Source organism: Mycobacterium sp. NPDC050551 (genome assembly GCF_040674075.1).
GTDB lineage: Bacteria > Actinomycetota > Actinomycetes > Mycobacteriales > Mycobacteriaceae > Mycobacterium.
Genome location: NZ_JBFARC010000002.1, coordinates 333,931 through 356,203 on the forward strand (window position 1 = coordinate 333,931; position 22,273 = coordinate 356,203).

The window sequence follows — 22,273 nt, forward strand, 5'->3', positions numbered from 1 at the left end:
CTGTGGGAATCGTAAAATTCCCACGTCCGCGCGTCGCGGCTAGAGCGTCAGGCCCGGGTACAGCGGGTTGGCCGCCAGCATGTCGGCCGAAGCCTCGTGCACCCGCGCGGCCGTGCCCTCGGTGATCGTGTACTTGGCCTTGGACGGACCGGACGACGCCTGCGTCGGGGTGGTGTTGTCGAGCACCTCGACCACCAGCTCGGCGACCCGGTCGAACTCGTCGGCGCCGAAGCCGCGCGTGGTCAGTGCCGGCGTGCCGAACCGGATGCCGCTGGAGTACCAGGCGCCGTTCGGATCGTTCGGGATGGAGTTGCGGTTGGTGACGATCCCCGCGTCGAGCAGCGCCGACTCCGCCTGGCGGCCGGTGAGCCCGAACGACTGCACGTCCAGCAGCACGATGTGGTTGTCGGTGCCACCGGTGACCAGGTTCGCACCGCGCTTGAGGAAGCCCTCGGCGAGCGACTTGGCGTTATCGGCGACATTCTGCGCGTAGGTCTGGAATTCCGGGCGGCGCGCCTCGGCCAGTGCAACGGCCTTGGCCGCCATCACGTGGCTGAGCGGTCCGCCGAGCACCATCGGGCAGCCCTTGTCGACGGCGGGCGCGTACTCCTCGGTGGCCATCACCATGCCGCCACGCGGCCCGCGCAGCGACTTGTGCGTCGTGGTGGTGGTGACGTGGGCGTGCGGCACCGGATCCTCGTCGCCGGTGAACACCTTGCCGGCGACCAGGCCCGCGAAGTGCGCCATGTCGACGAGCAGCGTGGCGCCCACCTCGTCGGCGATCTCGCGCATCTTCGCGAAGTTCACGCGCCGCGGGTAGGCCGAGTAACCGGCGACCAGGATCAGCGGCTTGAACTCGCGGGCCGCGGCGGCCACGGCGGAGTAGTCGATCAGGCCGGTCTGCGGGTCGGTGCCGTAGCTGCGCTGGTGGAACATCTTGCCGGAGATGTTCGGCCGGAAGCCGTGGGTCAGGTGGCCGCCGGTGTCGAGCGACATGCCCAGCAGCCGCTGGTTGCCCAGCTTGTTGCGCAGGCTCTCCCAGTCCTGCTCGGACAGGTCGTTGACGTGCTTGGCGCCGAGCTCGGCCAGGCCCGGGGCCTCGATCCGGGTGGCGAGGATCGCCCAGAACGCCACCAGGTTGGCGTCGATGCCGGAGTGCGGCTGGACGTAGGCGTAGGGCGCACCGAACAGCTCGCGGGCGTGTTCGGCGGCGATGGACTCGACGGTGTCGACGTTCTGACAGGCCGCGTAGAAGCGGTGGCCGATCGTGCCCTCGGCGTACTTGTCCGACAGCCAGGTGCCCATCGTCAACAGCACGGCCGGCGACGCGTAGTTCTCACTCGCGATCAGCTTCAGCGAGTCGCGCTGGTCGGCGAGTTCCTGACGGGTGGCCGCCGCGATGCGGGGCTCGACCGATTCGATGACTTCGAGCGCCGAACGGTAGGCCGCGCTGGCGGTCTCGGCGTACTCGGCCCCGGGAGCTGCCGACGAGGTCAGAGGATCTGCAGTCATGCCGTCGAGGGTAGTCGGGCGGGCTGTCGGTCCGGTACCGGCCACCCGCGCGTCACGGGGTCGGCGGGTAGGGATACGGCTGCTGCGGTAGCGGTGTGGCCGCGGGCCGCCTGTTCAGCGTGATCAGCAACACGAACCACGCCACGATCCCGGCCGCGATGCAGCCGTACCAGAGCAGACCGCTCACCGTCTCCACCGCCGACCCGTCGCCGACCAGCTTCGTGAGCACCGACCCGGTGGTGCCGCCGTCTCCCCCGTCGACGCAGGTGAGGCCGAAGCCGAACATCGCCGCCCACAGCGCGATCTGCGCCCACGCCTGCACAGCGGAGAGCTCGCGGCCGAGCGGGCGTCGCATCATCAGGCTTGTGATCCCCAGACAGATCACGAGCACCGGGGATGCGAGTACGCCGAACACCACCATCCAGCCGAGCGGGACGAACAGCCCCCGGCCGATCACCATCCAGACCAGCAACAGGATGTTGACCGGAATCACCAACGCCGGGATGTCTCGGCGCAGTGCCGACATCTCAGGCGGCGCGCAGCGACGACGGGATCAGCGGCTCGTCGAGCAGCCGGCCGAACCGCTGGGTGAGGCTGACCTCGGCGGGGCGGGCGTCCAGCCAGCCTCGCAGCAGCCGGTAGCCCTCCACATAGGTCGACGTGTAGGCGCGCCACAGCGGTGACGACAGGAACCGCAGCGTCTGCCGGGCGCGCTTGTCGTCGACGAGCAGCCAGCGCCGCAGGAAGTCGACGACGTCGTCGACGTCGCGGTGCTCGTCGTGAAGCATCAGCGCGGCGTCCTGCCGGACGTCGGCCAGCGCGGCCGTCGCCTCCGACACCGCCGCGGCCCGATGACCATCGAACCGCAGGCCCAGATCGGCGTAGATCTCGGACGCCCACGCGCCCCAGCCCGGCCCGATCGCCGCGTGCAGCGCCAGATCGGCCAGCCCTTCGGCCATCAGGCACTGCGGGGTGTTCACCAGGAAAATCGTCTGCTCGACCTGGCCTTGCCCCTCGACCAGCCCGGCCTCCTTGCGGCAGTGCTCGGTGTGGTGGCCCGGGTAGGACTCGTGCGCGACGAGTCGCGGCAGGTTCGCCATCTGCTGTTTCAGGTCGGCGTTCACCGCGACGGTCGAGGTGTAGTTGCCGAGGTAGTAGTTGAAGCCCGACCACGGCTTGTCGGTGACCACCTCGTAGTTGATGGTCTCGGCGTCGGGCAGCGGGAAGTCGGCGCGCACACGGTCGCGCAGGGCGCTGGAGAACGCGTGGATGCACTCCTCGAGCCGCTCCGGCGGGATCTCGTCGGCGGTGCGGTGGGCCTGCACCCGGTCGGCCAGCGGGCCGTCGCCGGGCAGCGCCTCCTCGAGCTTCGCGTGGGCGGCCTCGTAGCGGGCCGGGTCGCCCTTGCCGATGCGCACGTCGAAGTAGGCCTCGACCTCGTCGACGAAGCCGACCTGTTCGCCGGCGAACTTTCGGGCCGCGCAGTCCAGCGCGCGCAGATGGGCGGCCAGGTAGTCGGCGCGGGCCTCTTCCAGTCCCCCGCTCTGCGGGATCTCGGCGAGCAGCCGTCGGGCCTGGCGGGCAAGGTCGGCGGGGTCGGGCGGGGGCTCGTCGGCGACGGCGCGGCGCAGCGCCGGATCGCCGGTGAACGAGTCGACGTAGCCGTCCTCGATGCGGTCGAAGCGCAGTCCCAGCAGCAGGTACTCACGGATGAGCGTGTCGGCCTCCATGGCCGTCAACGCTACCCAGGCTCTGCCGGGTCGCGCGCGTGCTGCAAGACTGGCCCCATGCCGCGGCTGAGCGAGCCGAGTCCGTATGTGGAATTCGACCGGGGTCAATGGCGCGACTTGCGCATGTCGACGCCGTTGAAGCTGACGGAGCAGGAAGTCGCGCAGTTGCGCGGCCTCGGCGAGAAGCTCGACCTGCTCGAGGTCGAAGAGGTCTACCTGCCGCTGGCACGGTTGATCCATCTGCAGGTCGCCGCCCGGCAGCGACTGTTCGCGACCACCGCGGAGTTCCTCGGCGAGCCGCAGCAGAATCCGGACCGGCCGGTGCCGTTCGTGATCGGCGTCGCGGGCAGTGTGGCGGTCGGCAAGTCGACCACCGCGCGTGTGCTGCAGGCGCTACTGGCCCGCTGGGGCAATCACGCCCGCGTCGACCTGGTCACCACCGACGGGTTCCTGTATCCCAACGCCGAACTGAACCGGCGGAACCTGATGCACCGCAAGGGTTTTCCGGAGAGTTACGACCGCAGGGGCCTGATGCGGTTCGTGACGGCGGTGAAGGCCGGCGCCGACGAGGCGTGCGCGCCGGTGTACTCGCACCTGATCTACGACATCGTGCCGGGCGAGAAGCAGTTGATCCGCCACCCCGACATCCTGATCCTCGAGGGCCTCAACGTGTTGCAGACCGGCCCCGCGCTGATGGTGTCGGACCTGTTCGACTTCTCGGTCTACGTCGACGCCCGCATCGAGGACATCGAGGGCTGGTACATCTCGCGGTTCCTGAACATGCGGGCCGGCGCGTTCGCCGATCCGAAGTCGCATTTCCACCACTACTCGACGCTGACCGACGAGCAGGCGGTGTTCGCCGCCCGAGACATCTGGCATTCGATCAACCGGCCCAACCTGATCGAGAACATCCTGCCGACGAGGCCGCGGGCGACGCTGGTGCTGCGCAAGGACGCCGACCACAAGATCAACAGGCTCCGGCTGCGCAAGCTCTGACTGACGCAGCGATTTCGGCGCGCTCGCGTTCGGTGAGCGAACGGGAGCGCGCCGAAGCCGGGCGGATCAGGCCGCGATGCGCTTGACGCCGACGTACTGCAGTTCGGCGAACACCGCGGTGTAGACGCCACTGGCGAGCATCATCACCACGCCGAGCGTGGTGAGCGGCCACACGTCGGTCAACACCACGGCCACCGCCCCGACGGTGCAGATGACATTGGCGATCGCGGCGCCGATGCCGGCGGCGCGGACGGCGGGTCGCGAGGCCAGCCAGGTGACGATAACGCCCCAGGCGATGAAGAACGCGGCCAACCCGTACGCGGCGGCGACGGGCAGGCCCAACACCGGGGACAGCGGCTGCGCGGCGGCGGCGAAGACGATGCCGACGACGCCGACCGGGATGGCGTCGGCGCGCATGGCGAAGCGGAGCAGGGAGTCGGACGTGGTGGTCGAGACTGCGGTCATGACAGTTCCTTTCAGAGTGATCGGGTGAAGACCGGTGCGGGGCGGCGCGCCGTAACCTCTTGCGGCGGCGCCCCGCACCGGCGGGGAGGGAGTCACGCCGAGAGGCGGCGCACTCCGAGGTATTGCAGCCCGCCGAAGAAGGCGGTGTAGAGGGCCATCGCGAAGCTGACGGCGATTCCGGCCTGGGTGAGCGACAGCGTGCCCGCGGCCACCACGGCGATGGCGGAGACGGTGCACGCCACGTTGGCGATCGCGACGCCGATGCCCACGCCCCGCAGCGACTCCACCGCGGCCAGCGCGTAGACGATCAGGCCGTAGAACACCAGGGCGGCGCCCAGGCCGTAGGTCTGCGCTCCGGTGAGTCCGGTGAGCGAGGCCGTCGGGCCCGCGGTGGCGGCAATGAGCAGTCCGGCGACGCCGGTGAGAGTGGCGTCGGCGCGGAGCGCGAAGCGCAGTAGCGAGTCGGTGGAATCGGACAGTGGTCGGTGGGTGATGGTGGCCATTGCGGGCTCCTCGGCGTTGAGGTCGGGGTGGAACACCACCGATATTGCTTCCGAGGCACTGCCAGATCGACGCCTGCTACTGCCAGGCGCTGCCAACCGCAGGTCAGCGGGGTGTCAGTCGTCCGCGGTGACGAGGGTGCCGCGCAGATCGGCGGCGATGACGCGGGCTGCCGCGTTCTGCCAGTTGTGCAGGGAGCGTTGCGGGACCTCGGTGACGAACCACTGCCACGCCTTGCGGGCGACCGGGTCGAGCCCTGAGGCGGTGGCGTTCTGGGCGTAGGCGCGCACGCCGACGACGTAGGGGAAGTAGAGCGAGTTGTAGTGCCGCCAGTGTTCGGTGGTGCCGAAGTCGCCGCCGTCACGCGGTTTCAGGGCGGCGATGCGGTCGGCCAGCAGGGCGCGCAGTTCGTTGGCCCGTTCGATCGGCTGGTCGGGTGCGCCGCGGGCGGCGAGCCGCTCGTCGATGACGGGCAGCGCGGTCAGCGGGCTGGCGACGAGCTTGGACAGGTCGCCGTAGTGGCCGAGTGCGCGGCGAGTGAGGCGGGCGAAGGTGTCGTCGTCGACGTCGTCGAGCGGGTTGGCCGATCGCAGCGGCAGCGCGGCCTCGGTGCGGCGCAGCGCGGCGCGGTCGGCGCGCAGGGCGGGTGAACGCGAGAAGGCGAGGCGGTCGAGTACGCCGGCGAGCGGGTCGGCCAGCACGTTGATGGAGATGGCGATGGCGAGGCTGGTGAACAGCAGGACGGTCAACGCGGTGGCGGCGCCGTCGGTGGCGGCGAGGCCGACCAGCGCCTGGCCGCCGAAGAGGAACGCGACCACGGCGGTGGCCGCGAAGGAGCGCAGCATGTCGGCGCGCAGGGCCTGGCCTTCGTCGAAGGCGTCCCAGATGGCGACGGCGATGCCGAGCAGGGCGACGTCGAAGCCGGTGGACGCGAGTGCGAGCCAGCTGGGCACCAGGCCGAGCGGGATGATGAGGATCGCGTTGCCGAGCGCGAAGAAGAGTGTGGCGATGACGAGAAAGCCGACGACGGGGACGGGCCGGACGCCCTGCAGGACAGCCCGGATCATCGCGCCGAGCGAGGACACGCTGACGACGGCGAACATCATCCAGTGGCCGGAGTTCAGCGGCCCGTCGACGGAGTCGGCCAGGTCGGCGCCGACGAAGGCGAGCGCGGTGATCACCGTGACGGCGGCGAATTCACCGGCGCGGCCGCGCCAGGTCTCGATCGGGCGGGACAGTTCGACGAGAACAGCGAACCAGGCGATGCCGGGCAGGGCGACGAGGTAGATCTCGATGCGGCCGAGTAGTTCGGAACCGGTGACGACGCGGACAGCGTCGAGGGCGACGACGACGGCGAAGCTGGTGAGGCCGAGGGCGGCGAGCACGAGAACCGGCTTGCGGGGGTCGCGGGCGAGCAGGTACAGACCCAGCCACCAGCTCAGCGAGAAGACCACTGCCGACAGCGCAGCCATGTGATCAGTGTGTCACGGCGATGAGCGCCTGCGCGAAGAGCGGACCGCCGGGTTACTTGCCGTAGCGGCGGTGACGCTGGGTGTAGTCGCGCAGGGCGCGCAGGAAGTCGACGCGGCGGAAGGCCGGCCAGTAGGCCTCGGTGAACCACATCTCGGAGTAGGCGCTCTGCCAGAGCAGAAAACCGGAGAGCCGCTGTTCGCCGGAGGTGCGGATGACGAGGTCGGGGTCGGGCTGACCGGAGGTGTAGAGGTTCTCGGAGATGGCGTCCGCGGTGACGGCCTCGACGAGTTGTTCGCCGTGGGCGCCGTTGGCGAGTGCCTTGCCGAGCAGGGCGCGCACGGCGTCGACGATCTCCTGGCGGCCGCCGTAGGCGACGGCGACGTTGACGTGGAAGCCGCTGCCGTTGCCGTTGGTGGATTCGACGGCGTCGCGCAGGCGGCGGGCGGCGTCGTCGCCGAGCAGTTCGAGGTCGCCGACGGTGCGGACGCTCCACTTGTTGGCGGGCGCGCAGATCTCCTCGACGACGTCGGTGATGATCCCGATGAGCTCGCCGAGCTCGTCGGGATCCCGTTGGAGGTTCTCGGTGGAGAGCAGGTAGACGGTCGTCATCTCGATGCCTGCGGCCTGGCACCAGCGCAGCATCTCGGCGATCTTGGCGGCGCCCATGCGGTAGCCGTAGCTGACGTCATCGTGACCCTCGTCACGGGCCCAGCGGCGGTTGCCGTCGCACAGAACGGCGATGTGGCGGGGCAGTTGGGATTTGGACCGCGCCAGCTCCTGGCGCAACCGCATCTCGTAGACCCGGTAGGCCGGCTCCTTGAGACGCGGGGGAATGATGTCCACGACGATCAAGACTACTGTGACGTTCGGGTACTCCAATGGCATTGGTGGAGGTGAGATGGCTCAGATCGATACCGCTGACGAAGCCCAGCAACAGCCGCCGCGGGTGTACGCGGAGGACTTCCCTGAGGCTGTCGTCGATCATGTCGCGCAGTTCTTCGGGAAGCCGAGGGCGCGCGGGTGGATCCACGTGTACTCGGCGATCGTGGCGCTCATCGCCGGAGCGGCGCTGGTATCGGTGTCGTGGTCGGTGGAGTCGCAGCGGGCCGGGATCGCGACGCTGATCTACACGTTCACGATCGTGGCGATGTTCGCGGTGAGTGGGACGTATCACCGGGTGAACTGGACGTCGCCGTCGGCTCGCAAATGGATGAAGCGCGCCGACCATTCGATGATCTTCATCTTCATCGCGGGCAGCTACACGCCGTTCGCGATGCTGGCGCTGCCTGAGCGCAGTGGCGTGGTGCTGCTGGCGATCGTGTGGGGCGGGGCGCTGGCCGGGGTGCTCTTGAAGATGTTCTGGCCGTCGGCGCCGGCGTGGGTCGGGGTGCCGCTGTACATCCTGTTGGGCTGGGTGGCGGCGTGGTTCATCGGGCCGATCATGGACGGCGCGGGGGTGGCGGCGGTGGTGCTGCTGATCGTCGGCGGAGCGCTGTATTCAATCGGTGGGGTGCTCTACGCGGTGAAATGGCCGAACCCTTGGCCGACGACGTTCGGGCATCACGAGTTCTTCCATGCGTGCACGGCCGTGGCCGCGATATGCCACTACATCGCGATGTGGTTCGCGGTCTTCTAGGGAGCGGCTAGGGCTTGCGCAACCTGTAGTCCGCCGGGGTCACGAGGGCTGAAGTTCGGACAGAGCATCCGACGTAAGCACACCGAGGTGCTGCCAGTAGATCCAATCGGCGATCGCGGCGCGCAATGTTGTGGCGTCAGCGGCGGTGTGCGCCGCGTATAAAGCTCTCTCCTGTGAGTAGTTCGCGTACTCGATGAAGGCCTTCAGGTGGAATTGCCCGCGCTCGTCGGACTGGCTCATCATCGGCTTCATCACGTTGAACCACTTCTGGAAGGTCTCGTCGGCAGGAGGTGTCCGGTCGGCCGGCGCGACGGGCAACAACTCAGGAAGGTCCGCGTCGCTGACCGCCGCCAACTGCGCCGCCGCTTGAGGCGCGATCACTTCGAGGCGCGAGCGGCCCTGCATCTGTCCGTTCTCGGGGATGTCGTCGGGTTGCAGAATCATCTTTGCCGCACCGGGGTCGAAGCCCTGGAACTGTGACTCAGTCGCGATGACCATCCGCAGAGTCGTACTGTGCTGCTCTGCCCAGCCCTTGAGGGTCAACATCGGATAGGTCGCCCACTTGCCGCGATCGACCGCCGGGATCGACTCGTCGGCGCTGGCCATTTTCACCTGGTCGGGCAGGTTGACGCCCTCGGGGATGTAGCCGATCCCGTAGCTGTTCGCGACCACGACCGTCCCGTCGACCGTCAGTGCCGTCACCCAGTAGAAGCCGAAGTCTTGCGTCGGAATCGCGTTGAGCGCAGCAGCGATTCGCATCGCGCCTTGGGAGGGGTCGCTGCCGCGGCGACTAGCCGCTGCGATGGCGTCGCGTTCGCGCCGAGCGGTCGACACCGGGATGGGCGCGGCAGCCGCGGCTCCGGCCGGTGCCGCAGGGGCCGGCGCGACGGGTGGCGGAGCCATCGGCGGCGGCGCAGCGGGTGAGACTGTAGGAGGTGGCGCGAGCGGCATACCGCCCATACCGCCACCAGACATCGGCGAGCCAGCGTTCAGAGGCGCGGCAGGTGCCGACTGATTAACGGGTGCAACGTTGCTCGGCTGGCTGGCCGACGGGTTGTGTCCAGCCGCTTGCGTCGAGGTGTTCGTCAGATCTGGCGCAACTGGTGCGGCCTGAGCGACCGGTGCGGTCGGGGAACTGCCCGCCGAGGCAGGGTTCATCGACGGCTCTGCCTCCGCGTACCCCTGCATGAATGCTTCGACGGGATTCGTCGGCGTATGCGCGGCTTGGCTTGCGTTGGACGATGATTCCGCGGTTGAAGATTCGGGCCCTGTTGCGGTATCGGACCAAGAAGCGTCAGGTGTCTGGCTTCCACTAACTGACGTGCCGCCCGCATTAGTGGCGGCTATGCCCGGATTACTTGGCGTTGCGGGATTAGACCCGTTCCCCGCCGCCGAATCTCCGGAGACGGATACCGGCGGAGGTGAATTCCTAGCAGGATTTGATCCGGCCGTTTGTTGCCCAGCCGCGGGAGCTACGATCCCGGGCGTCATTTGGGTCTGGTCGGTTCGTGTTACTTCTACTGCAGCGTTCGGCTGGGATTCTTCTGTTGTGACAGAAACACCAGTCGTCCCCCCGGAGGATTGATCAGTTCGAACTGAGTTTGAAGCTGTAACAATTTCGCCCTGCCCGTCCGGCGCGCCTGGGGGCGTCGAGAAAGCTGCGTCCGCGACATCCAAGCCTGGCTTATCGCCGATCGCCCCAGCGGGCTGATCCGTTCGACTCATAGTCGAAAACGGCGCGCTTTCACCGGCATCATTCGCTGCCGCTTCATTCGAGTCGGCGTCGTCCGGGTACGGCGGTGCTTGAGGTTCACCGGTCCGCCCTCCAAGGCTCACTGCCGCGTTATCAACAGTGCCCTTGTTGGCCGCCCATGTTTCGTTGACGATGGCGTGGATGGCGTCGGTTGGATCCGCTTCATCCTCTGCGGCGTTGTTTCGGACCGTGTTTATACGGTTCTGCGCGCCTTGGACGGCGCTCCAAATTGCATCCTTCGCGTTAGAGATGGTAGTTGCTGCGTTCTCGCAGGAGGCAATAGCCCCTTCAAGTTGGGTTTTGTGCTTTGACAGAGCCTGAGAGACTGCGCTGACAACCCCCGCGGCGCTGACGGAGCTTGGCCCGGACCAAACGTAGGAACCATTAAAAATTAGAGCCTGTTGGGCGCTCCACGAAGACATTGCAGCATTGAGTTTCGTCAGATTTGCCCTATGCTGATCTGCTTGTTTTTGGAATGCTGACTCGTCCGCTTCGGGCCAAGCGCCCGCACTCGTCATATCGTCTGCGTACTCGCCCGACGGCTTCTCGCCGTTCGCACGCGAAATTCCGGCACCGATCATTGTGCCGCCCTACATGACCAGTCGATTGTCTTCGCTAGAAATACTGAGGTCTCTGATAAGAAGTTGTCCGTTGCAGCATAGTCGGGAATTGCGACGGCAAATCCGCGACGATACTGTGCGGCAAGCAATGCGATGTCCTCCACAAGGGGATTTCCGCTGTCGCGCGCTAGGCGCTCCATCTCGTCAGCGTTCGCCGACATCACCGACGCCGCCGCGTTGTTAATGTTGCGCTGTTCTGTCGTCCACTGGCTTGCTGGGATTTTAGGATCCAAGGCACGCCACGCCGCCGTGTCCTCGCTGAAACGGACACCCAATTGCTCCCACTCGCCGCAGACTGTGTTCTGCCCCTGAAGCAACGGCTCCACGTCATCGGTGTTGCTGGGCGGAGGAACAGTCGCGGGACCTTCCGCAGCGGGAATCAGAGGCGCAACCGCATCAGCCGAATTACTATTGATCGCCGAGCATGCATTAGCGAGAGCGTTGGCTATCGAATGAGCCACGTCTGATAACGGTCCATCCGCGGGAGTGTACGACGGAATTTTTTCGATGAAAGCCCGCGAATAGACAATGAATTGTTGATATAGTTCACGCACTGTACGATGTGGAGTCTGCTGAGCAAGGCGAACGGTAGAAGCGGCGGCCTCCGATAACGCAGTACTGGCCGTCTCGTACATTGCTCTTTGTTCTGGCGACCAACTGCTGGCCGGCACAGACTGGTCTCGGTCAATCCATTTCACCGCTGCGGTCTTTTCGGCGTAAGCCCGGGCGATTTTTAGCCAAGCCGCACAAGTCGGGTCTTCCGTAATGATGTTCACCGGCCCGGTGTCGTCCGCGCTCGCAAACTCCGAGTCGCCGTTCTGCTGCGTCGGGTCACCATTACCACCGCCACCGTCGGCGGGACGCACGACGAGCACCGTGATCACCACCGCCAGAGCGATCGCCAACACGACAGCGATACCCCCGAGGATCCACTTCCCCTTGCCGCCCTTCGGCGGCTGGCCACCCTGTCCACCCGCGCCGCCCGGCCACTGCTGCTGCGGTCCCCACTGCCCCTGTGGCGGCGGGCCATAGCCGCCGCCGAACCCCTGCGGTGGCACCCCGCCCTGCTGACTCACCCACTGCGGGGGCACCCCACCGCCCGGCTGGCCTCCGCCTTGCGGCGGCTGCGAACCGTACGAATCCGGCGGGGGAGGCAACGTCATCGGCACACCTTCTCGTCGATCGGCATCACGGTCACACGATTATTGGAGCATCCGAGCCCGCCGGGCGGGTCGGCGCCGGTTTGGGCGGCGGAGCCGCCTCGGGCACGGCACCCTGCTGCGGCGCGCCCTGCCGAGGACTCGGCTGCGGGTCTCCCACCGGCGCTTTCTCCGCACCTGGCTCTCCAGGCGCACCCGCCTGCGGATCCTTCTTCTCTTTGTCCTCGTCGCGATCGCCTCGGCGCTCGTCCTCGGACCGCTCGTCGCCGGGTGCCGCACCTTCCGCGCCGGGCAATTTGCCCGCCTCGCCGAGGTCGCCGCCGCCCTTGCCGCCTGCACCGGCAAGCTGACTGATCTGCTGCATCCCCTGCGACACACCCTGCGCAATTCCCTGGGGAATCGACACGGCCATCTGCGCCATCTGCGCACCCATCTGGCCGGCCATCTGCGCCATCTGCATCGGCATGCTCATCATCTGACTGAGCTGGCCTGACGCGTCACCACCCGCCGGCGACGACCCACTCGAGGCGGTCCCCGACGACGCCTGTTGCACGCCCTCGGCGCCCAGCTGATCTGCCTGCTCGTACAGGCCTGCGGCCCTGAGGATGTTCTGCGCGGCCGTACGCGCCTCTTCCTTGGTGCGCGGCAGATTCTCCGCAATGGGCGCTTCGAAGCCTTGGACATAACTGGTTGCGGCAGTCGACAGCGCATCGCTTCCACCACCACTGAACTGCGGCAGCGGGTCCGGGATGCCGTCCGCGGCGCTTTCCAGTCCGGTGGCCCCGTTCCTCAGCTCCCCCGGGTTGACCCTGAGCTCACCGGACACCGATAGTCCTCGCCTTCAGTCCGCGACTGACCGATGCCACGCCCGTCGACACCGAACGCTTCGCTGACACGGTCAGACGCCTCCCATCGCCGTCGCGCGAATAGGCCTCAGCCGACGCGAAATCGCGCATGACCAGCCCTTCACCAGTTCGATAGCAAATGCTACCGGAGCTGATCAGCCCTCAAGGTCGGCAATTTCGGCGCCACAAGCGTCCCAGGCGCACCACAGCTAGAGCTGCTTCATGTGCTCCTGCGTCCAGTACGCCTTCATGGCCTGGATCTTGCCCTCGTCGTTGAACACCATCACGTCGATGGGGTCCAACTGCATCTGCGTCTCGCCGAAGTCCAGCGTCAGCCGGAAATGGAACGCCGCCTCATGGCCGGCCACCCGCAGCGTCAGCAGCTCGGCCTCGGCTTTGACACCCTCGACGGCACCGTAGAACCCGCGAATCGCCTGCCTGCCGATGTGCACCTCGCCGCCCACCGGGTCCTCCACCGTTGCGTCGTCGGCGTACAGCTCCGCCACGGCGTCGGCGTTGCCCTTGGCCACCAATTCGAGGTAGAGGTTGACGATTTCGGTGATGTGCTCGGCACTCGACATGGGCTCGAAGCTACACGGGAACACCCAGCGCAACAGCCAGTTCCGCGGTCGTCGTGATCGGCAGGTCGCACACCTGCCCCCGGCACACGTACGCCGCGTCGGCGTCGCGCACCCTGCCCCGTCCCGCCAGCAACTCCGACGAATCCTCAGGCCCGCCGACCACCACCGCTCCGCCCGGCGCGATCCTGCGCGCGGCACGCAACAGCTCCGACGACGCCGGATCGCACGCCACCGCGATCTGGATCGGCCCGCGCACCGCCGCCTCCGCGACCGTCAGCCAGTGCCCACCGGCTCGCGGCGCCCTCGCCAGAATCGGCGTCGCCGACGCCACGGTTGCCGAGGCCGCCTCCAGATACGACGACGAACCCGTCAGATGCGCGGCCAATTGCAGCGCCTCCGCCATCGACGACGCACCCGATGGCGTCGCCCCGTCCATCGGGTCCGACGGCCGCACCATCAGCTTCTCCGCGTCGTCGGCCGTGTCGAACCACCGGCCGGGAACCTCCGGATCCGCGAAATGCTCGATCGCCACGTCCAACAGCCGCTCGGCCTCCCGCAACCACGACGACTCCGCCGTCACCGTGTACAGCGTCAGCAGACCCGTCGCGAGCATCGCGTGATCCTCGAGGATCGCCGCACTCTCCCCCACTCGGCCGCCGAGGCTGGCCCGACGCAGCCGGCCGTCCACCACATGCAGGTCCACCAGACGCGAGGCGCACTGCACCGCTGCGTCCAGGAGGTCCGAGCGCTCGAGGGCCACCGAGGCCTCTGCCAGCGCCGTGATCGCCAACCCGTTCCACGCGGTGACCACCTTGTCGTCGCGGCCGGGCTGCGGCCGCTCCGAGCGCACAGCCGCCAGCGCCGCCCTCACCCGTGCAAATCGCTCGACGTCCTCCGGATCGCGGAGCAACTGCAGCACCGACGCGAAGTGCTCGAATGTCCCGGCGGCCGTCACGCCCAGAACGTCGGCCGCCCACGCCCCGTCCTCGGGGCCGAGCGCCTCGGCCAACTGCGCCGGCGTCCACACATACGTCAGCCCCTCGACGCCGTCGGTGTCCGCATCCAATGACGACGTGAACATTCCGTCGTCACCCAGCGCGTCGATCAGGAAGCCGGCCGTTTCCGCCGTGACCCGGGCGGCCAGTGCCGAACCGGTCCGACGGGCCCAGTGCGCATACAGCCGCAGCAGCAACGCGTTGTCGTACAGCATCTTCTCGAAGTGCGGCACCACCCACTCGGCATCGACGCTGTATCGCGCGAAGCCGCCGCCCAACTGGTCATAGATCCCACCGCGGGCCATCGCCTCACACGTCCGCTCCACCGCGGCCAGCGCCTCGGCCGACCCCGTGCGTTCGTGATGCCGCAGCAGCGCCTCCAACAACGCCGACGGCGGAAACTTGGGTGCGCCGCCGAAGCCGCCGCGCACCGCATCGAAGTCCGCCAACACCGCGGAGGCCGCGGCGTCGCACAGCGAGGCCTCCACCACAGGACCACCGCCCGGCAGTCCCGCCGCCATCGAACGCAGTTCACCCGTGATGTGGTCGGATGCCTCCTCCACCTCGGCGCGCCGCTTCCGCCACGTCTCGCCGACCGCCGCCAGCAGCTCGAGGAAGCCGGTCTTGGGGTAGTACGTGCCGCAGAAGAACGGCCTGCCGTCCGGGGTCAGGAAGCACGTCATCGGCCAGCCGCCCTGACCGGTCAGGGCGACGGTGGCATTCATGTAAACCGCGTCGAGGTCGGGCCGTTCCTCCCGGTCGACCTTGATGCAGACGAATCCGTCGTTCATCGCGGCGGCCACCTCGTCGTCCTCGAACGACTCGTGCGCCATCACGTGGCACCAGTGGCAGGCCGCGTAACCGATCGACAGCAGGATCGGCACGTCCCGCTCGGCCGCCTCCGCCAGCGCGTCCTGCGTCCATTCCCGCCAGTGCACCGGGTTGTCGGCGTGCTGGCGCAGATACGGGCTGGTCGCGTCGGCGAGGCGGTTAACCGGGAGGCTCCTGGGTGCGCGGCTGACCCTCCGGGCCGAGGTCGACGGTGCCCTCGTCGACGGCCTGGTCGGGTTCGGGGTGCTCGGGGTCGAAGGACTCCGGCAGCCGCTTGAGGTGCTTGTTCATCGACCACACCAGCAGGAACGTGCCGATCAGCAGCAGCACGACGACGATCAGGCCGAAGGGGCTGGCCTTGCCGAAGTCCGGCCCGGTCTCCCGTGGCTGCTCCTGGGCCAGCAGCGTCATGGCGAGCAGCAGGGTGTCGGTCATCCGTCCGTCTCGATCCCGGCGAACAGATCCGTCTCCGGCAGCTCGACCGGGATGCGTGAGCGGGCCAACTCGTACTCCTCGGTCGGCCACAGCTCCTGCTGCCACTCCATCGGGGTGGCGAAGAAGAAGCTCGTCGGGTCGATCTGCGTCTGGTGGGCGCGCAGCGCGTCGTCGCGCAGAGGGAAGTACTTCGCGCACTCGACGCGCGTGGTCACCCGGTCGGCGAAGACGTCCTTGTCGACGTCCCAGTGCTCCAGCCACTTGGCGAACGGCCCCTCGAGCCCCCGCTTGGCGAACTCGTCCTGCAGCAGCTGCATCCGCTGCCGCAGGAAGCCGTGGTTGTAGTACAGCTTCGACACGGCCCACGGCTCGCCGGCGTCGGGGTACAGCCGGTAGTCCGCGGCCGCCTCGTACGCCGCGACCGACACCTCATGGCAGCGGATGTGGTCCGGATGCGGATAGCCGCCGGTCTCGTCGTAGGTGGTCATCACGTGCGGCTTGAACTCGCGGATCACCTTCGTCAGCGCCTCGGTGGGCCCGTCCAGGGGTATCGCCGCGAAACAGCCCTCGGGCAGCGGCGGCAGCGGGTCACCCTCGGGCAGACCGGAGTCGACGAATCCCAGCCAGTGGTGCTCGACCCCGAGGATCTCCGCGGCGCGGGCCATCTCGTCGCGCCGGATCTCGGCCATCCTGCCGTGCACCTCGGGCAGGTCCATCGCGGGATTGAGGATGTCGCCGCGCTCGCCGCCGGTCAGCGTGACCACCAGCACGCGCGCGCCCTCGTCCGCATAACGCGCCATCGAGGCGGCGCCCTTGCTGGATTCGTCGTCGGGGTGCGCATGCACCGCCATCAACCGCAGTTCACTCATCTCATCTCATCTAACTACGGCGCCGGCGAACCTATGCCGCGGTGTCGATCACTCCTGTCGCCCTATAGTTCCAGTTCTGATTGTTCTCTCCGACCGACGGGCTGCCAAAACGAGATGATCGAACGTCCCGCCGACCGCTACGGGCTGCAGCGGTCGCCGCGCCGCAACCGCCGCTGGCTCGGCGTCGCGGCGTTGGCCGGGGCACTCGTGGTCGGCGTGATCGTCGCTCTGGTGGCGTTTGCCCGGTTCGGATCCAACGAGGTGGAGGGCGAACTCAGCGCCTACCGGCTGATCGACGACGAAACCGTCGAGGTGACGATCGGCGTCACCCGCCCCGATCCGTCGCTGCCCGCGGTCTGCATCGTGCGGGCCCGCGCCAAGGACGGCGGCGAGACGGGCCGCCGCGAGGTGCTGATCCCGCCATCGTCGCAGGCCACGGTGCAGGTGACGACGATCGTCAAGTCGACGCGCACGCCGGCGGTCGGCGACGTCTACGGCTGCGGCACCGACGTCCCGCCCTACCTGAAGGCGTCTTAGAGCACCGCCGATCGGGCGCCGCAACAAACGCCAACCAGCGAATTCGTGAAAACCGCGAGTCGCGCCGGTGGTATGCTCGGTCGGTACACGGTTCCCGCTGGGACCGTGTATTGCTGCATTTGCGGGGGGAATCTCGAGTCCGCGAAACGCTGCGATACGCGTCGTGAATCCCGGCGAACCCACAACTTCGTATGCGAACAGCGCGAGACAACGACGACAGGAGCGCGAGGACATGACTGACACCCAGGTCACGTGGTTGACCCAGGAGTCCTATGACCGGCTCAAGGTCGAGCTTGACCAGCTCATCGCCAACCGACCTGTGATCGCGGCCGAGATCAACGACCGCCGCGAAGAGGGCGACCTGCGCGAGAACGGCGGCTACCACGCCGCACGCGACCAGCAGGGCCAGGAAGAAGCTCGCATCCGCCAGCTTCAGGAGCTGCTCAACAACGCCAAGGTCGGCGAGGCCCCCAAACAGTCCGGCGTCGCGCTGCCCGGTTCGGTCGTCACCGTCTACTACGACGGCAACAAGTCCGACGAGGAGACGTTCCTGATCGCCACCCGGCAGGAGGGCGTCAACGACGGCAAGCTCGAGGTGTACTCCCCGGTGTCGCCGCTGGGCAACGCCCTGATCGACGCCAAGGAGGGCGAGACGCGCTCCTACACGGTGCCGAGCGGGAAGACCGTCGAGGTCACCCTCGTCAAGGCCGAGCCCTACCACTCCTGACGCCGCCGGCGCATCCGCTCGGGTGCGCGGCACGCATGCGCACCGGGTTACCCTCCGACCGTGGCGCAGATCGCCGAGGACCTCTTTCTCCTGCTTCTGGACAATGCGTCCGGTCAGCCGGGGCTCGACCGTGCGCGCCGTGAGCGGGTGTTGACGGCCGCCGTCCTGCTCGACCTGGCGTATGCCTGCCACATCCGGCCAACCATGCCCGGCGACGCAGTGGAAGAGGGCCGGCTGATCGCACTGACGTCTGACGCTCCGCTCGATCCGGTCGGCGAACCTGCCTTCCGGCTGCTTCAGCAGCGGCCGATGCGCCCGACGGCCGTGGTCGCCAAGCTGCGCAAGCACACCGAGGACAACCTCGCCGGATACCTGCACCGCACCGGGCAGATCGGTCGGGTCGAGTTGCCCGCCAAGAGGTTCGGGCACGCCTACGCGTGGCCGCTGCTCAATCGCGACCGGGTGGGCCATGCCAGGGCGGCGGTCCTGTCGGCGTTGTTCGACCGCACTGCACCGGCGCCGGCCACTGCGGCGATCATCTTCCTGCTGCACGCCGTCGACGGTCTCGGCGCCCTGTTGAGTCTCAATGACCGCGGCTGGCGCTGGGTGCACGGCCGTGCCGGCGAGATCGCCCTGGGCAGCTGGACCGAGGAATCCTCCTCAGAGCTGCCCGAGATGAACCTGGCCGTCACCGCGTCGGCACTGCGGGCGGCGTTAACCTAGCGCCTGCTCCAGATCGGCAAGCAGGTCGGCGGGATGCTCGATGCCGACCGACAGCCGCACCAGATCATCGGGCACCTCCAACTGCGAGCCGGCGGTGGACGCGTGCGTCATCGCGCCGGGGTGCTCGATCAGCGACTCCACGCCTCCGAGCGACTCGGCGAGGATGAAAAGCTCTGTGCGCGCGCACAAGTCACGCGCCGCCTGGGCGCCGCCGCGCATCCGCAGTGACACCATCCCGCCGAATCCGCTCATCTGCCGGGCCGCGACCTCGTGCCCGGGATGGCTGGGCAGCCCCGGGTAGAGCACGGTCTCGACCGCCGCGTGGCTGTCCAGGAACTCCGCGACCAGCGCGGCGTTCTCGCTATGCCGCTGCATGCGCAGCACCAGTGTCCGCAGGCCGCGGATCGTCAGGTAGGCGTCGAACGGCCCGGGCACGCCGCCGGCACCGTTCTGCAGGAACGCGAATGCCGCGTCGAGTTCCTGGTCGTTGGTCAGCAGCGCGCCGCCCACCACGTCGGAGTGCCCGCCGAGGTACTTGGTCGTCGAGTGCAGCACGATGTCGGCGCCCAGCGAGAGCGGCTGCTGCAGTGCGGGTGAGGCGAACGTGTTGTCCACCAACACCTTAATTCCCGACGGGGAAGCCAGCTCCGCGATGCCCGCGATGTCGGCGATCGACAGCAGCGGGTTGGTCGGCGTCTCCACCCAGATCACCCGGGTCTGCGGCGTCACCGCCGCCCGCACCGCGTCGAGGTCTGACAGCGCCACCGCGGTGTAGCTGATCCCCCACTTGGTGAACACCTTGTCGATCAGCCGGAAGGTGCCACCGTAGGCGTCGTCGGGGATGACGAGATGGTCACCCGGCTTCAGCAGCGACCGCAGCGCGCAGTCGGTGGCCGCCATCCCCGAACTGAACGCCCGCCCGTACGCCGCGCCCTCGACCGCGGCCAGCGCCGCCTCCAGCGCCGCGCGGGTCGGGTTGCCGGTCCGGGCGTACTCGAAGCCTTCCCTCAGGCCGCCGACGCCGTCCTGGGCGAACGTCGAGCTGGCGTAGATGGGGACGTTGACGGCGCCGGTCCGGGCATCGGGCCGCACCGCGTGAATAGCCGTCGTGGCCAGGCCCTGCCACTTGCTGTGTGCACTCATAACGGGTCGAGCCTATCCCCGTCCACACGCGCGGCAAGCGGGTGTAGACATGGATCATGACGACTCGGATCGACGACCTGCTCGACATCGACCAGATGCTGGAACCCGAAGAACTGGCGATCCGGCAGACCGTGCGTGAGTTCGGTGAACAACGGCTGCGCCCGCACATCGCGGAGTGGTTCGAGGCCGGCGAGGTGCCGGTGCGTGAGCTGGCCACCGAGTTCGGCAAGCTCGGCCTGCTCGGCATGCACCTCACGGGCTACGGCTGCGGCGAGTCCAGCGCCACCGCCTACGGCGTCGTGTGCCAGGAGCTCGAGGCCGTCGACAGCGGTCTGCGCAGCATGGTCTCGGTGCAGGGCTCGCTGGCCATGTTCGCGATCCATCGGCACGGCAGCGAGGAGCAGCGCCAGCAGTGGCTGCCCGGCATGGCCACCGGCGACACTATCGGCTGCTTCGGCCTCACTGAGCCGGACTTCGGGTCCAACCCGTCCGGGATGCGCACCACCGCTCGCCGCGACGGCTCCGACTGGATCCTCAACGGCTCGAAGATGTGGATCACCAACGGCTCGGAGGCCGACGTCGCGATCGTCTGGGCCCGCGCCGAGGAGGGCATCCTCGGGTTCATCGTGCCGGGCGGAACCGAAGGATTCACGGCGCGCAAAATGTCGCACAAGCTCTCGCTGCGGGCGTCGAACACCTCGGAACTGAGTCTCGACGACGTGCGCCTGCCCGACGACGCCCGGCTGCCCGGAGCGCGCGGGCTGTCGGGTCCGCTGGCCTGCCTTTCGGAGGCCCGCTTCGGCATCGTGTTCGGCAGCGTCGGCGCCGCCAGGGACTGTCTGCAGACCGCGATCGACTATGTCGGCACCCGCGAGGTGTTCGACAAGCCGTTGGCCGGCTACCAGATCACCCAGGTGAAGATCGCCGACATGGCCGTCGAACTGGGTAAGGCGCAGTTGCTGGCGCTGCACCTGGGTCGACTCAAGGACGCCGGCCGCATCCGGCCCGAGCAGATCAGTTTCGGCAAGCTCAACAACGTGCGGGAGGCCATCGAGATCGCCCGGCAGTGCCGGACCTTGCTGGGCGCCAACGGGATCACGCTGGAGTATCCGGTGTTGCGGCACGCCAACAACCTGGAGTCGGTGCTGACCTACGAGGGCACCTCAGAGGTGCACCAGATGGTCATCGGAGAGGCGCTGACGGGCGTCAGCGCCTTCCGATGAACCGTATTGATTACTGCTGAGGTCCGCCGTACTGCTGTCCGCCGTGCGGGGGCAGCGGCTGCGGGTTGAGTTCCTGACCCGACAGCGGCAGCGCGACGTGGTTCAGGATCTTGTCGACGAGCGTCTGCCGCTTCTGATCCCACAGCGGGAACAGCACGGCGACGATCCAGACGATGCCGCAGACCGCAGAGGCCACCCAGTACAGCACCTCACGCAGGAACGACATGCCGAATCCGACAGGCTGACCGGTGCTTTCGCCCACGATCTTGAACTTCATCCTGCCCTTGCCGATGCTGGATCCCGTCGTCCCCTGCTTGTAGCCGAGGTTCCAGATCCAGTAGGCGATACCGGCTATCCAGGTGAGGGCCAGCAGGGCGAAGCCGATGCCGGAGAACTCGGATGTGCAGCCGCCGCCGTAGCCGTAGGTGTCGCCGTAGCAGTTGTTGTCGGCGGTGGCGAAGGCGACGCCGTAGCCGATGCCCAACAGGATGAGCAGCGGGATGTAATCGATCAGGTAGGCGAGCACGCGGGTGCCCCAGGAGGTGTAGGCCTCCGCAGGCATGGCACCGACTCCTAGCCCGTGCTGTGCCGGATATCCCTGCGGCCCACCGAATCCGCCCTGCGGACCCTGGTAGCCACCACCCTGCGGGGGCGGCGGGTAACCGCCTTGCGGCGGAGGCGGCGGGTAGCCACCACCCTGCGGCGGGGGCGGGTATCCGCCCTGCTGCGGCGGCGGCGGGTAACCACCGCCCTGCGGCGGGGGCGGGGGCGGGTATCCGCCACCGCTCTGAGGGGGCGGCGGGTAGTCGCCGGGTGTCTGGTCGCTCATCTGTCCTCCGGGATCAGTAGGTGGGTTGGCCGGGCGTGTGGTCGAGCGGTACGCATACGGTGGTCATGATCTTGTCAGCAAGAGATTGCCGTTTGGTGTCCCACAGCGGAAAGAGGACGGCGACGAGCCAGACGACGCCGCACGCCGCCGACGCCACCCAGTAGATGATCTCGCGAACCAGTGACAGCCCGAAACCGATGGGCTGCCATGTCTTTTCGCTGACCACCTTGAACTTCATCGCCGACTTGCCGATGCTCGACCCGGTGGTGCCCTGGCGGTATCCGTAGTTCCAGACCCCGTAGGCCAGCGGCAGCAGAACGCCGAACAGGCCGAAGGACAACTGGCCGAGAGTCGACGCGCCTTCGGCGCAGAACTCGCCCATCTGGTAATCGGAGCTGTCGGTGATGCACGCGGTCTCCCGGGTGCCCATCAGCAGCCCGTAGCCGATTCCGGTCAGGATGATCACCGGCACGTAGTCGATGAGCCACGCCAGCACGCGAGTTCCCCAGGACGTGTAGGCCTCCTGCGGCAGCACCGAACCCTGCGCCGAGGGATAGCCGGACCCGCCCTGCGGAGGCGGATAGCCACCGCCCTGCGGCGGCGGTGGAGGTGGGTAGTTTCCACCCGGCGGTGGCGGAGGAGGGAGGTTTCCAGTGGGCGGCGGCGGTTGTTCGCTCATGAACACCTTC

General features: G+C 67.9%; 22 protein-coding genes and 1 pseudogene. 6 read left to right on the forward strand and 17 right to left on the reverse strand.

All coding sequences use genetic code 11. The features are described from left to right. Nucleotides 1-39: 39 nt before the first annotated feature. From AB0K11_RS08230 to AB0K11_RS08240, 3 genes are read right to left on the reverse strand one after another with little or no spacing between them, the layout of a single operon-like run. Entirely contained in the window at nucleotides 40-1,512 is a 1,473-nt protein-coding gene (locus tag AB0K11_RS08230; RefSeq protein WP_364974556.1) for a glycine hydroxymethyltransferase, read from the reverse strand. 52 nt (nucleotides 1,513-1,564) lie between these two features. Further along, entirely contained in the window at nucleotides 1,565-2,038 is a 474-nt protein-coding gene (locus tag AB0K11_RS08235; RefSeq protein ID WP_364974559.1) for a hypothetical protein, read from the reverse strand. A gap of 1 nt (nucleotide 2,039) precedes the next feature. Continuing rightward, entirely contained in the window at nucleotides 2,040-3,242 is a 1,203-nt protein-coding gene (locus tag AB0K11_RS08240) for a DUF885 domain-containing protein (RefSeq protein ID WP_364974562.1), read from the reverse strand. A 57-nt stretch (nucleotides 3,243-3,299) separates the two neighbouring features. On the opposite strand from AB0K11_RS08240, the gene coaA reads away from it, so the two are divergent. Continuing rightward, nucleotides 3,300-4,238 carry a type I pantothenate kinase gene (coaA, locus tag AB0K11_RS08245; protein WP_364974565.1) on the forward strand — a complete coding sequence of 313 codons (939 nt, stop codon included), beginning with the start codon at nucleotides 3,300-3,302 and terminating at the stop codon, nucleotides 4,236-4,238. A gap of 66 nt (nucleotides 4,239-4,304) precedes the next feature. Here coaA and AB0K11_RS08250 read toward each other — a convergent pair whose 3' ends face one another. The 4 genes from AB0K11_RS08250 to AB0K11_RS08265 form a co-directional block, all read right to left on the reverse strand. Next, complete coding sequence (locus AB0K11_RS08250; RefSeq protein ID WP_364974567.1) at nucleotides 4,305-4,703, reverse strand: hypothetical protein; 399 nt, start codon at nucleotides 4,701-4,703, stop codon at nucleotides 4,305-4,307. Nucleotides 4,704-4,795: 92 nt separating this feature from the next. Then, on the reverse strand, nucleotides 4,796-5,206 hold the full coding sequence (locus AB0K11_RS08255) for a hypothetical protein (protein WP_364976683.1): 411 nt from the start codon (nucleotides 5,204-5,206) through the stop codon (nucleotides 4,796-4,798). Nucleotides 5,207-5,320: 114 nt separating this feature from the next. Further along, nucleotides 5,321-6,676: a hypothetical protein gene (locus AB0K11_RS08260; protein ID WP_364974569.1), complete on the reverse strand. Its 1,356-nt coding sequence runs from the start codon at nucleotides 6,674-6,676 to the stop codon at nucleotides 5,321-5,323. 52 nt (nucleotides 6,677-6,728) lie between these two features. Beyond that, nucleotides 6,729-7,520 (reverse strand): (2Z,6E)-farnesyl diphosphate synthase, encoded by a 792-nt coding sequence (locus tag AB0K11_RS08265; RefSeq protein ID WP_364974572.1) that lies wholly within the window; start codon nucleotides 7,518-7,520, stop codon nucleotides 6,729-6,731. A 55-nt stretch (nucleotides 7,521-7,575) separates the two neighbouring features. On the opposite strand from AB0K11_RS08265, the gene AB0K11_RS08270 reads away from it, so the two are divergent. Next, a complete protein-coding gene (locus AB0K11_RS08270; RefSeq protein ID WP_364974574.1) occupies nucleotides 7,576-8,313 on the forward strand; it encodes a hemolysin III family protein in 738 nt (245 codons plus the stop codon). Between the two features lie 39 nt (nucleotides 8,314-8,352). On the opposite strand, the gene AB0K11_RS08275 is transcribed toward AB0K11_RS08270, so the two are convergent. From AB0K11_RS08275 to mca, 7 genes and pseudogenes are all read right to left on the reverse strand, one after another. Further along, the gene (locus tag AB0K11_RS08275) at nucleotides 8,353-9,147 is read right to left on the reverse strand and encodes a secretion protein EccK (RefSeq protein WP_364974577.1); all 795 of its coding nucleotides are present in this window, start codon (nucleotides 9,145-9,147) and stop codon (nucleotides 8,353-8,355) included. Nucleotides 9,148-10,643: 1,496 nt separating this feature from the next. Then, nucleotides 10,644-11,849, reverse strand: a complete 1,206-nt coding sequence (locus tag AB0K11_RS08280) for a hypothetical protein (RefSeq protein ID WP_364974580.1) — start codon at nucleotides 11,847-11,849, stop codon at nucleotides 10,644-10,646. A gap of 31 nt (nucleotides 11,850-11,880) precedes the next feature. After that, nucleotides 11,881-12,672, reverse strand: a complete 792-nt coding sequence (locus AB0K11_RS08285) for a type VII secretion target (protein ID WP_364974582.1) — start codon at nucleotides 12,670-12,672, stop codon at nucleotides 11,881-11,883. 228 nt (nucleotides 12,673-12,900) lie between these two features. Beyond that, complete coding sequence (locus AB0K11_RS08290) at nucleotides 12,901-13,272, reverse strand: nuclear transport factor 2 family protein (RefSeq protein ID WP_364974585.1); 372 nt, start codon at nucleotides 13,270-13,272, stop codon at nucleotides 12,901-12,903. Between the two features lie 10 nt (nucleotides 13,273-13,282). Beyond that, a pseudogene (locus AB0K11_RS08295) lies at nucleotides 13,283-15,253 on the reverse strand (thioredoxin domain-containing protein); the annotation flags it as partial. Nucleotides 15,254-15,257: 4 nt separating this feature from the next. Then, entirely contained in the window at nucleotides 15,258-15,533 is a 276-nt protein-coding gene (locus AB0K11_RS08300; protein WP_364974588.1) for a hypothetical protein, read from the reverse strand. Next, nucleotides 15,530-16,402: a mycothiol conjugate amidase Mca gene (gene mca / locus AB0K11_RS08305; protein ID WP_364974590.1), complete on the reverse strand. Its 873-nt coding sequence runs from the start codon at nucleotides 16,400-16,402 to the stop codon at nucleotides 15,530-15,532. The genes AB0K11_RS08300 and mca overlap by 4 nt, the downstream gene beginning before the upstream one ends. Before the next feature lie 114 nt (nucleotides 16,403-16,516). Between mca and AB0K11_RS08310 the strand changes: the two genes are divergently transcribed. The 3 genes from AB0K11_RS08310 to AB0K11_RS08320 all read left to right on the forward strand — a co-directional run bounded on the left by AB0K11_RS08310 (nucleotide 16,517) and on the right by AB0K11_RS08320 (nucleotide 18,389). Beyond that, nucleotides 16,517-16,939 (forward strand): DUF4307 domain-containing protein, encoded by a 423-nt coding sequence (locus AB0K11_RS08310; RefSeq protein ID WP_364974593.1) that lies wholly within the window; start codon nucleotides 16,517-16,519, stop codon nucleotides 16,937-16,939. Nucleotides 16,940-17,171: 232 nt separating this feature from the next. Beyond that, nucleotides 17,172-17,666, forward strand: coding sequence for a transcription elongation factor GreA (greA, locus tag AB0K11_RS08315; protein ID WP_364974596.1), 495 nt, complete (start codon nucleotides 17,172-17,174; stop codon nucleotides 17,664-17,666). A 60-nt stretch (nucleotides 17,667-17,726) separates the two neighbouring features. Continuing rightward, a complete protein-coding gene (locus AB0K11_RS08320; RefSeq protein ID WP_364974599.1) occupies nucleotides 17,727-18,389 on the forward strand; it encodes a GPP34 family phosphoprotein in 663 nt (220 codons plus the stop codon). Here the strand turns inward: AB0K11_RS08320 and AB0K11_RS08325 are convergent. Then, nucleotides 18,381-19,532 (reverse strand): cystathionine gamma-synthase, encoded by a 1,152-nt coding sequence (locus AB0K11_RS08325; protein ID WP_364974602.1) that lies wholly within the window; start codon nucleotides 19,530-19,532, stop codon nucleotides 18,381-18,383. The genes AB0K11_RS08320 and AB0K11_RS08325 overlap by 9 nt on opposite strands. Nucleotides 19,533-19,588: 56 nt before the next feature. Between AB0K11_RS08325 and AB0K11_RS08330 the strand changes: the two genes are divergently transcribed. Then, a complete protein-coding gene (locus AB0K11_RS08330) occupies nucleotides 19,589-20,755 on the forward strand; it encodes an acyl-CoA dehydrogenase family protein (protein WP_364974604.1) in 1,167 nt (388 codons plus the stop codon). Between the two features lie 10 nt (nucleotides 20,756-20,765). Here AB0K11_RS08330 and AB0K11_RS08335 read toward each other — a convergent pair whose 3' ends face one another. Next, nucleotides 20,766-21,584: an RDD family protein gene (locus tag AB0K11_RS08335; RefSeq protein ID WP_364974607.1), complete on the reverse strand. Its 819-nt coding sequence runs from the start codon at nucleotides 21,582-21,584 to the stop codon at nucleotides 20,766-20,768. 13 nt (nucleotides 21,585-21,597) lie between these two features. Beyond that, nucleotides 21,598-22,263, reverse strand: coding sequence for an RDD family protein (locus AB0K11_RS08340; RefSeq protein WP_364974610.1), 666 nt, complete (start codon nucleotides 22,261-22,263; stop codon nucleotides 21,598-21,600). Nucleotides 22,264-22,273 lie beyond the last annotated feature (10 nt).

Coding starts and splice junctions, on each gene's coding strand:
- AB0K11_RS08230 (WP_364974556.1), bottom strand. CDS start 1,512: ATGACTGCAGATCCTCTGACCTCGTCGGCAGCTCCCGGGGCCGAGTAC.
- AB0K11_RS08235 (WP_364974559.1), bottom strand. CDS start 2,038: ATGTCGGCACTGCGCCGAGACATCCCGGCGTTGGTGATTCCGGTCAAC.
- AB0K11_RS08240 (WP_364974562.1), bottom strand. CDS start 3,242: ATGGAGGCCGACACGCTCATCCGTGAGTACCTGCTGCTGGGACTGCGC.
- coaA (WP_364974565.1), top strand. CDS start 3,300: ATGCCGCGGCTGAGCGAGCCGAGTCCGTATGTGGAATTCGACCGGGGT.
- AB0K11_RS08250 (WP_364974567.1), bottom strand. CDS start 4,703: ATGACCGCAGTCTCGACCACCACGTCCGACTCCCTGCTCCGCTTCGCC.
- AB0K11_RS08255 (WP_364976683.1), bottom strand. CDS start 5,206: ATGGCCACCATCACCCACCGACCACTGTCCGATTCCACCGACTCGCTA.
- AB0K11_RS08260 (WP_364974569.1), bottom strand. CDS start 6,676: ATGGCTGCGCTGTCGGCAGTGGTCTTCTCGCTGAGCTGGTGGCTGGGT.
- AB0K11_RS08270 (WP_364974574.1), top strand. CDS start 7,576: ATGGCTCAGATCGATACCGCTGACGAAGCCCAGCAACAGCCGCCGCGG.
- AB0K11_RS08280 (WP_364974580.1), bottom strand. CDS start 11,849: ATGACGTTGCCTCCCCCGCCGGATTCGTACGGTTCGCAGCCGCCGCAA.
- AB0K11_RS08290 (WP_364974585.1), bottom strand. CDS start 13,272: ATGTCGAGTGCCGAGCACATCACCGAAATCGTCAACCTCTACCTCGAA.
- AB0K11_RS08300 (WP_364974588.1), bottom strand. CDS start 15,533: ATGACCGACACCCTGCTGCTCGCCATGACGCTGCTGGCCCAGGAGCAG.
- mca (WP_364974590.1), bottom strand. CDS start 16,402: ATGAGTGAACTGCGGTTGATGGCGGTGCATGCGCACCCCGACGACGAA.
- AB0K11_RS08310 (WP_364974593.1), top strand. CDS start 16,517: ATGATCGAACGTCCCGCCGACCGCTACGGGCTGCAGCGGTCGCCGCGC.
- greA (WP_364974596.1), top strand. CDS start 17,172: ATGACTGACACCCAGGTCACGTGGTTGACCCAGGAGTCCTATGACCGG.
- AB0K11_RS08325 (WP_364974602.1), bottom strand. CDS start 19,532: ATGAGTGCACACAGCAAGTGGCAGGGCCTGGCCACGACGGCTATTCAC.
- AB0K11_RS08330 (WP_364974604.1), top strand. CDS start 19,589: ATGACGACTCGGATCGACGACCTGCTCGACATCGACCAGATGCTGGAA.
- AB0K11_RS08335 (WP_364974607.1), bottom strand. CDS start 21,584: ATGAGCGACCAGACACCCGGCGACTACCCGCCGCCCCCTCAGAGCGGT.
- AB0K11_RS08340 (WP_364974610.1), bottom strand. CDS start 22,263: ATGAGCGAACAACCGCCGCCGCCCACTGGAAACCTCCCTCCTCCGCCA.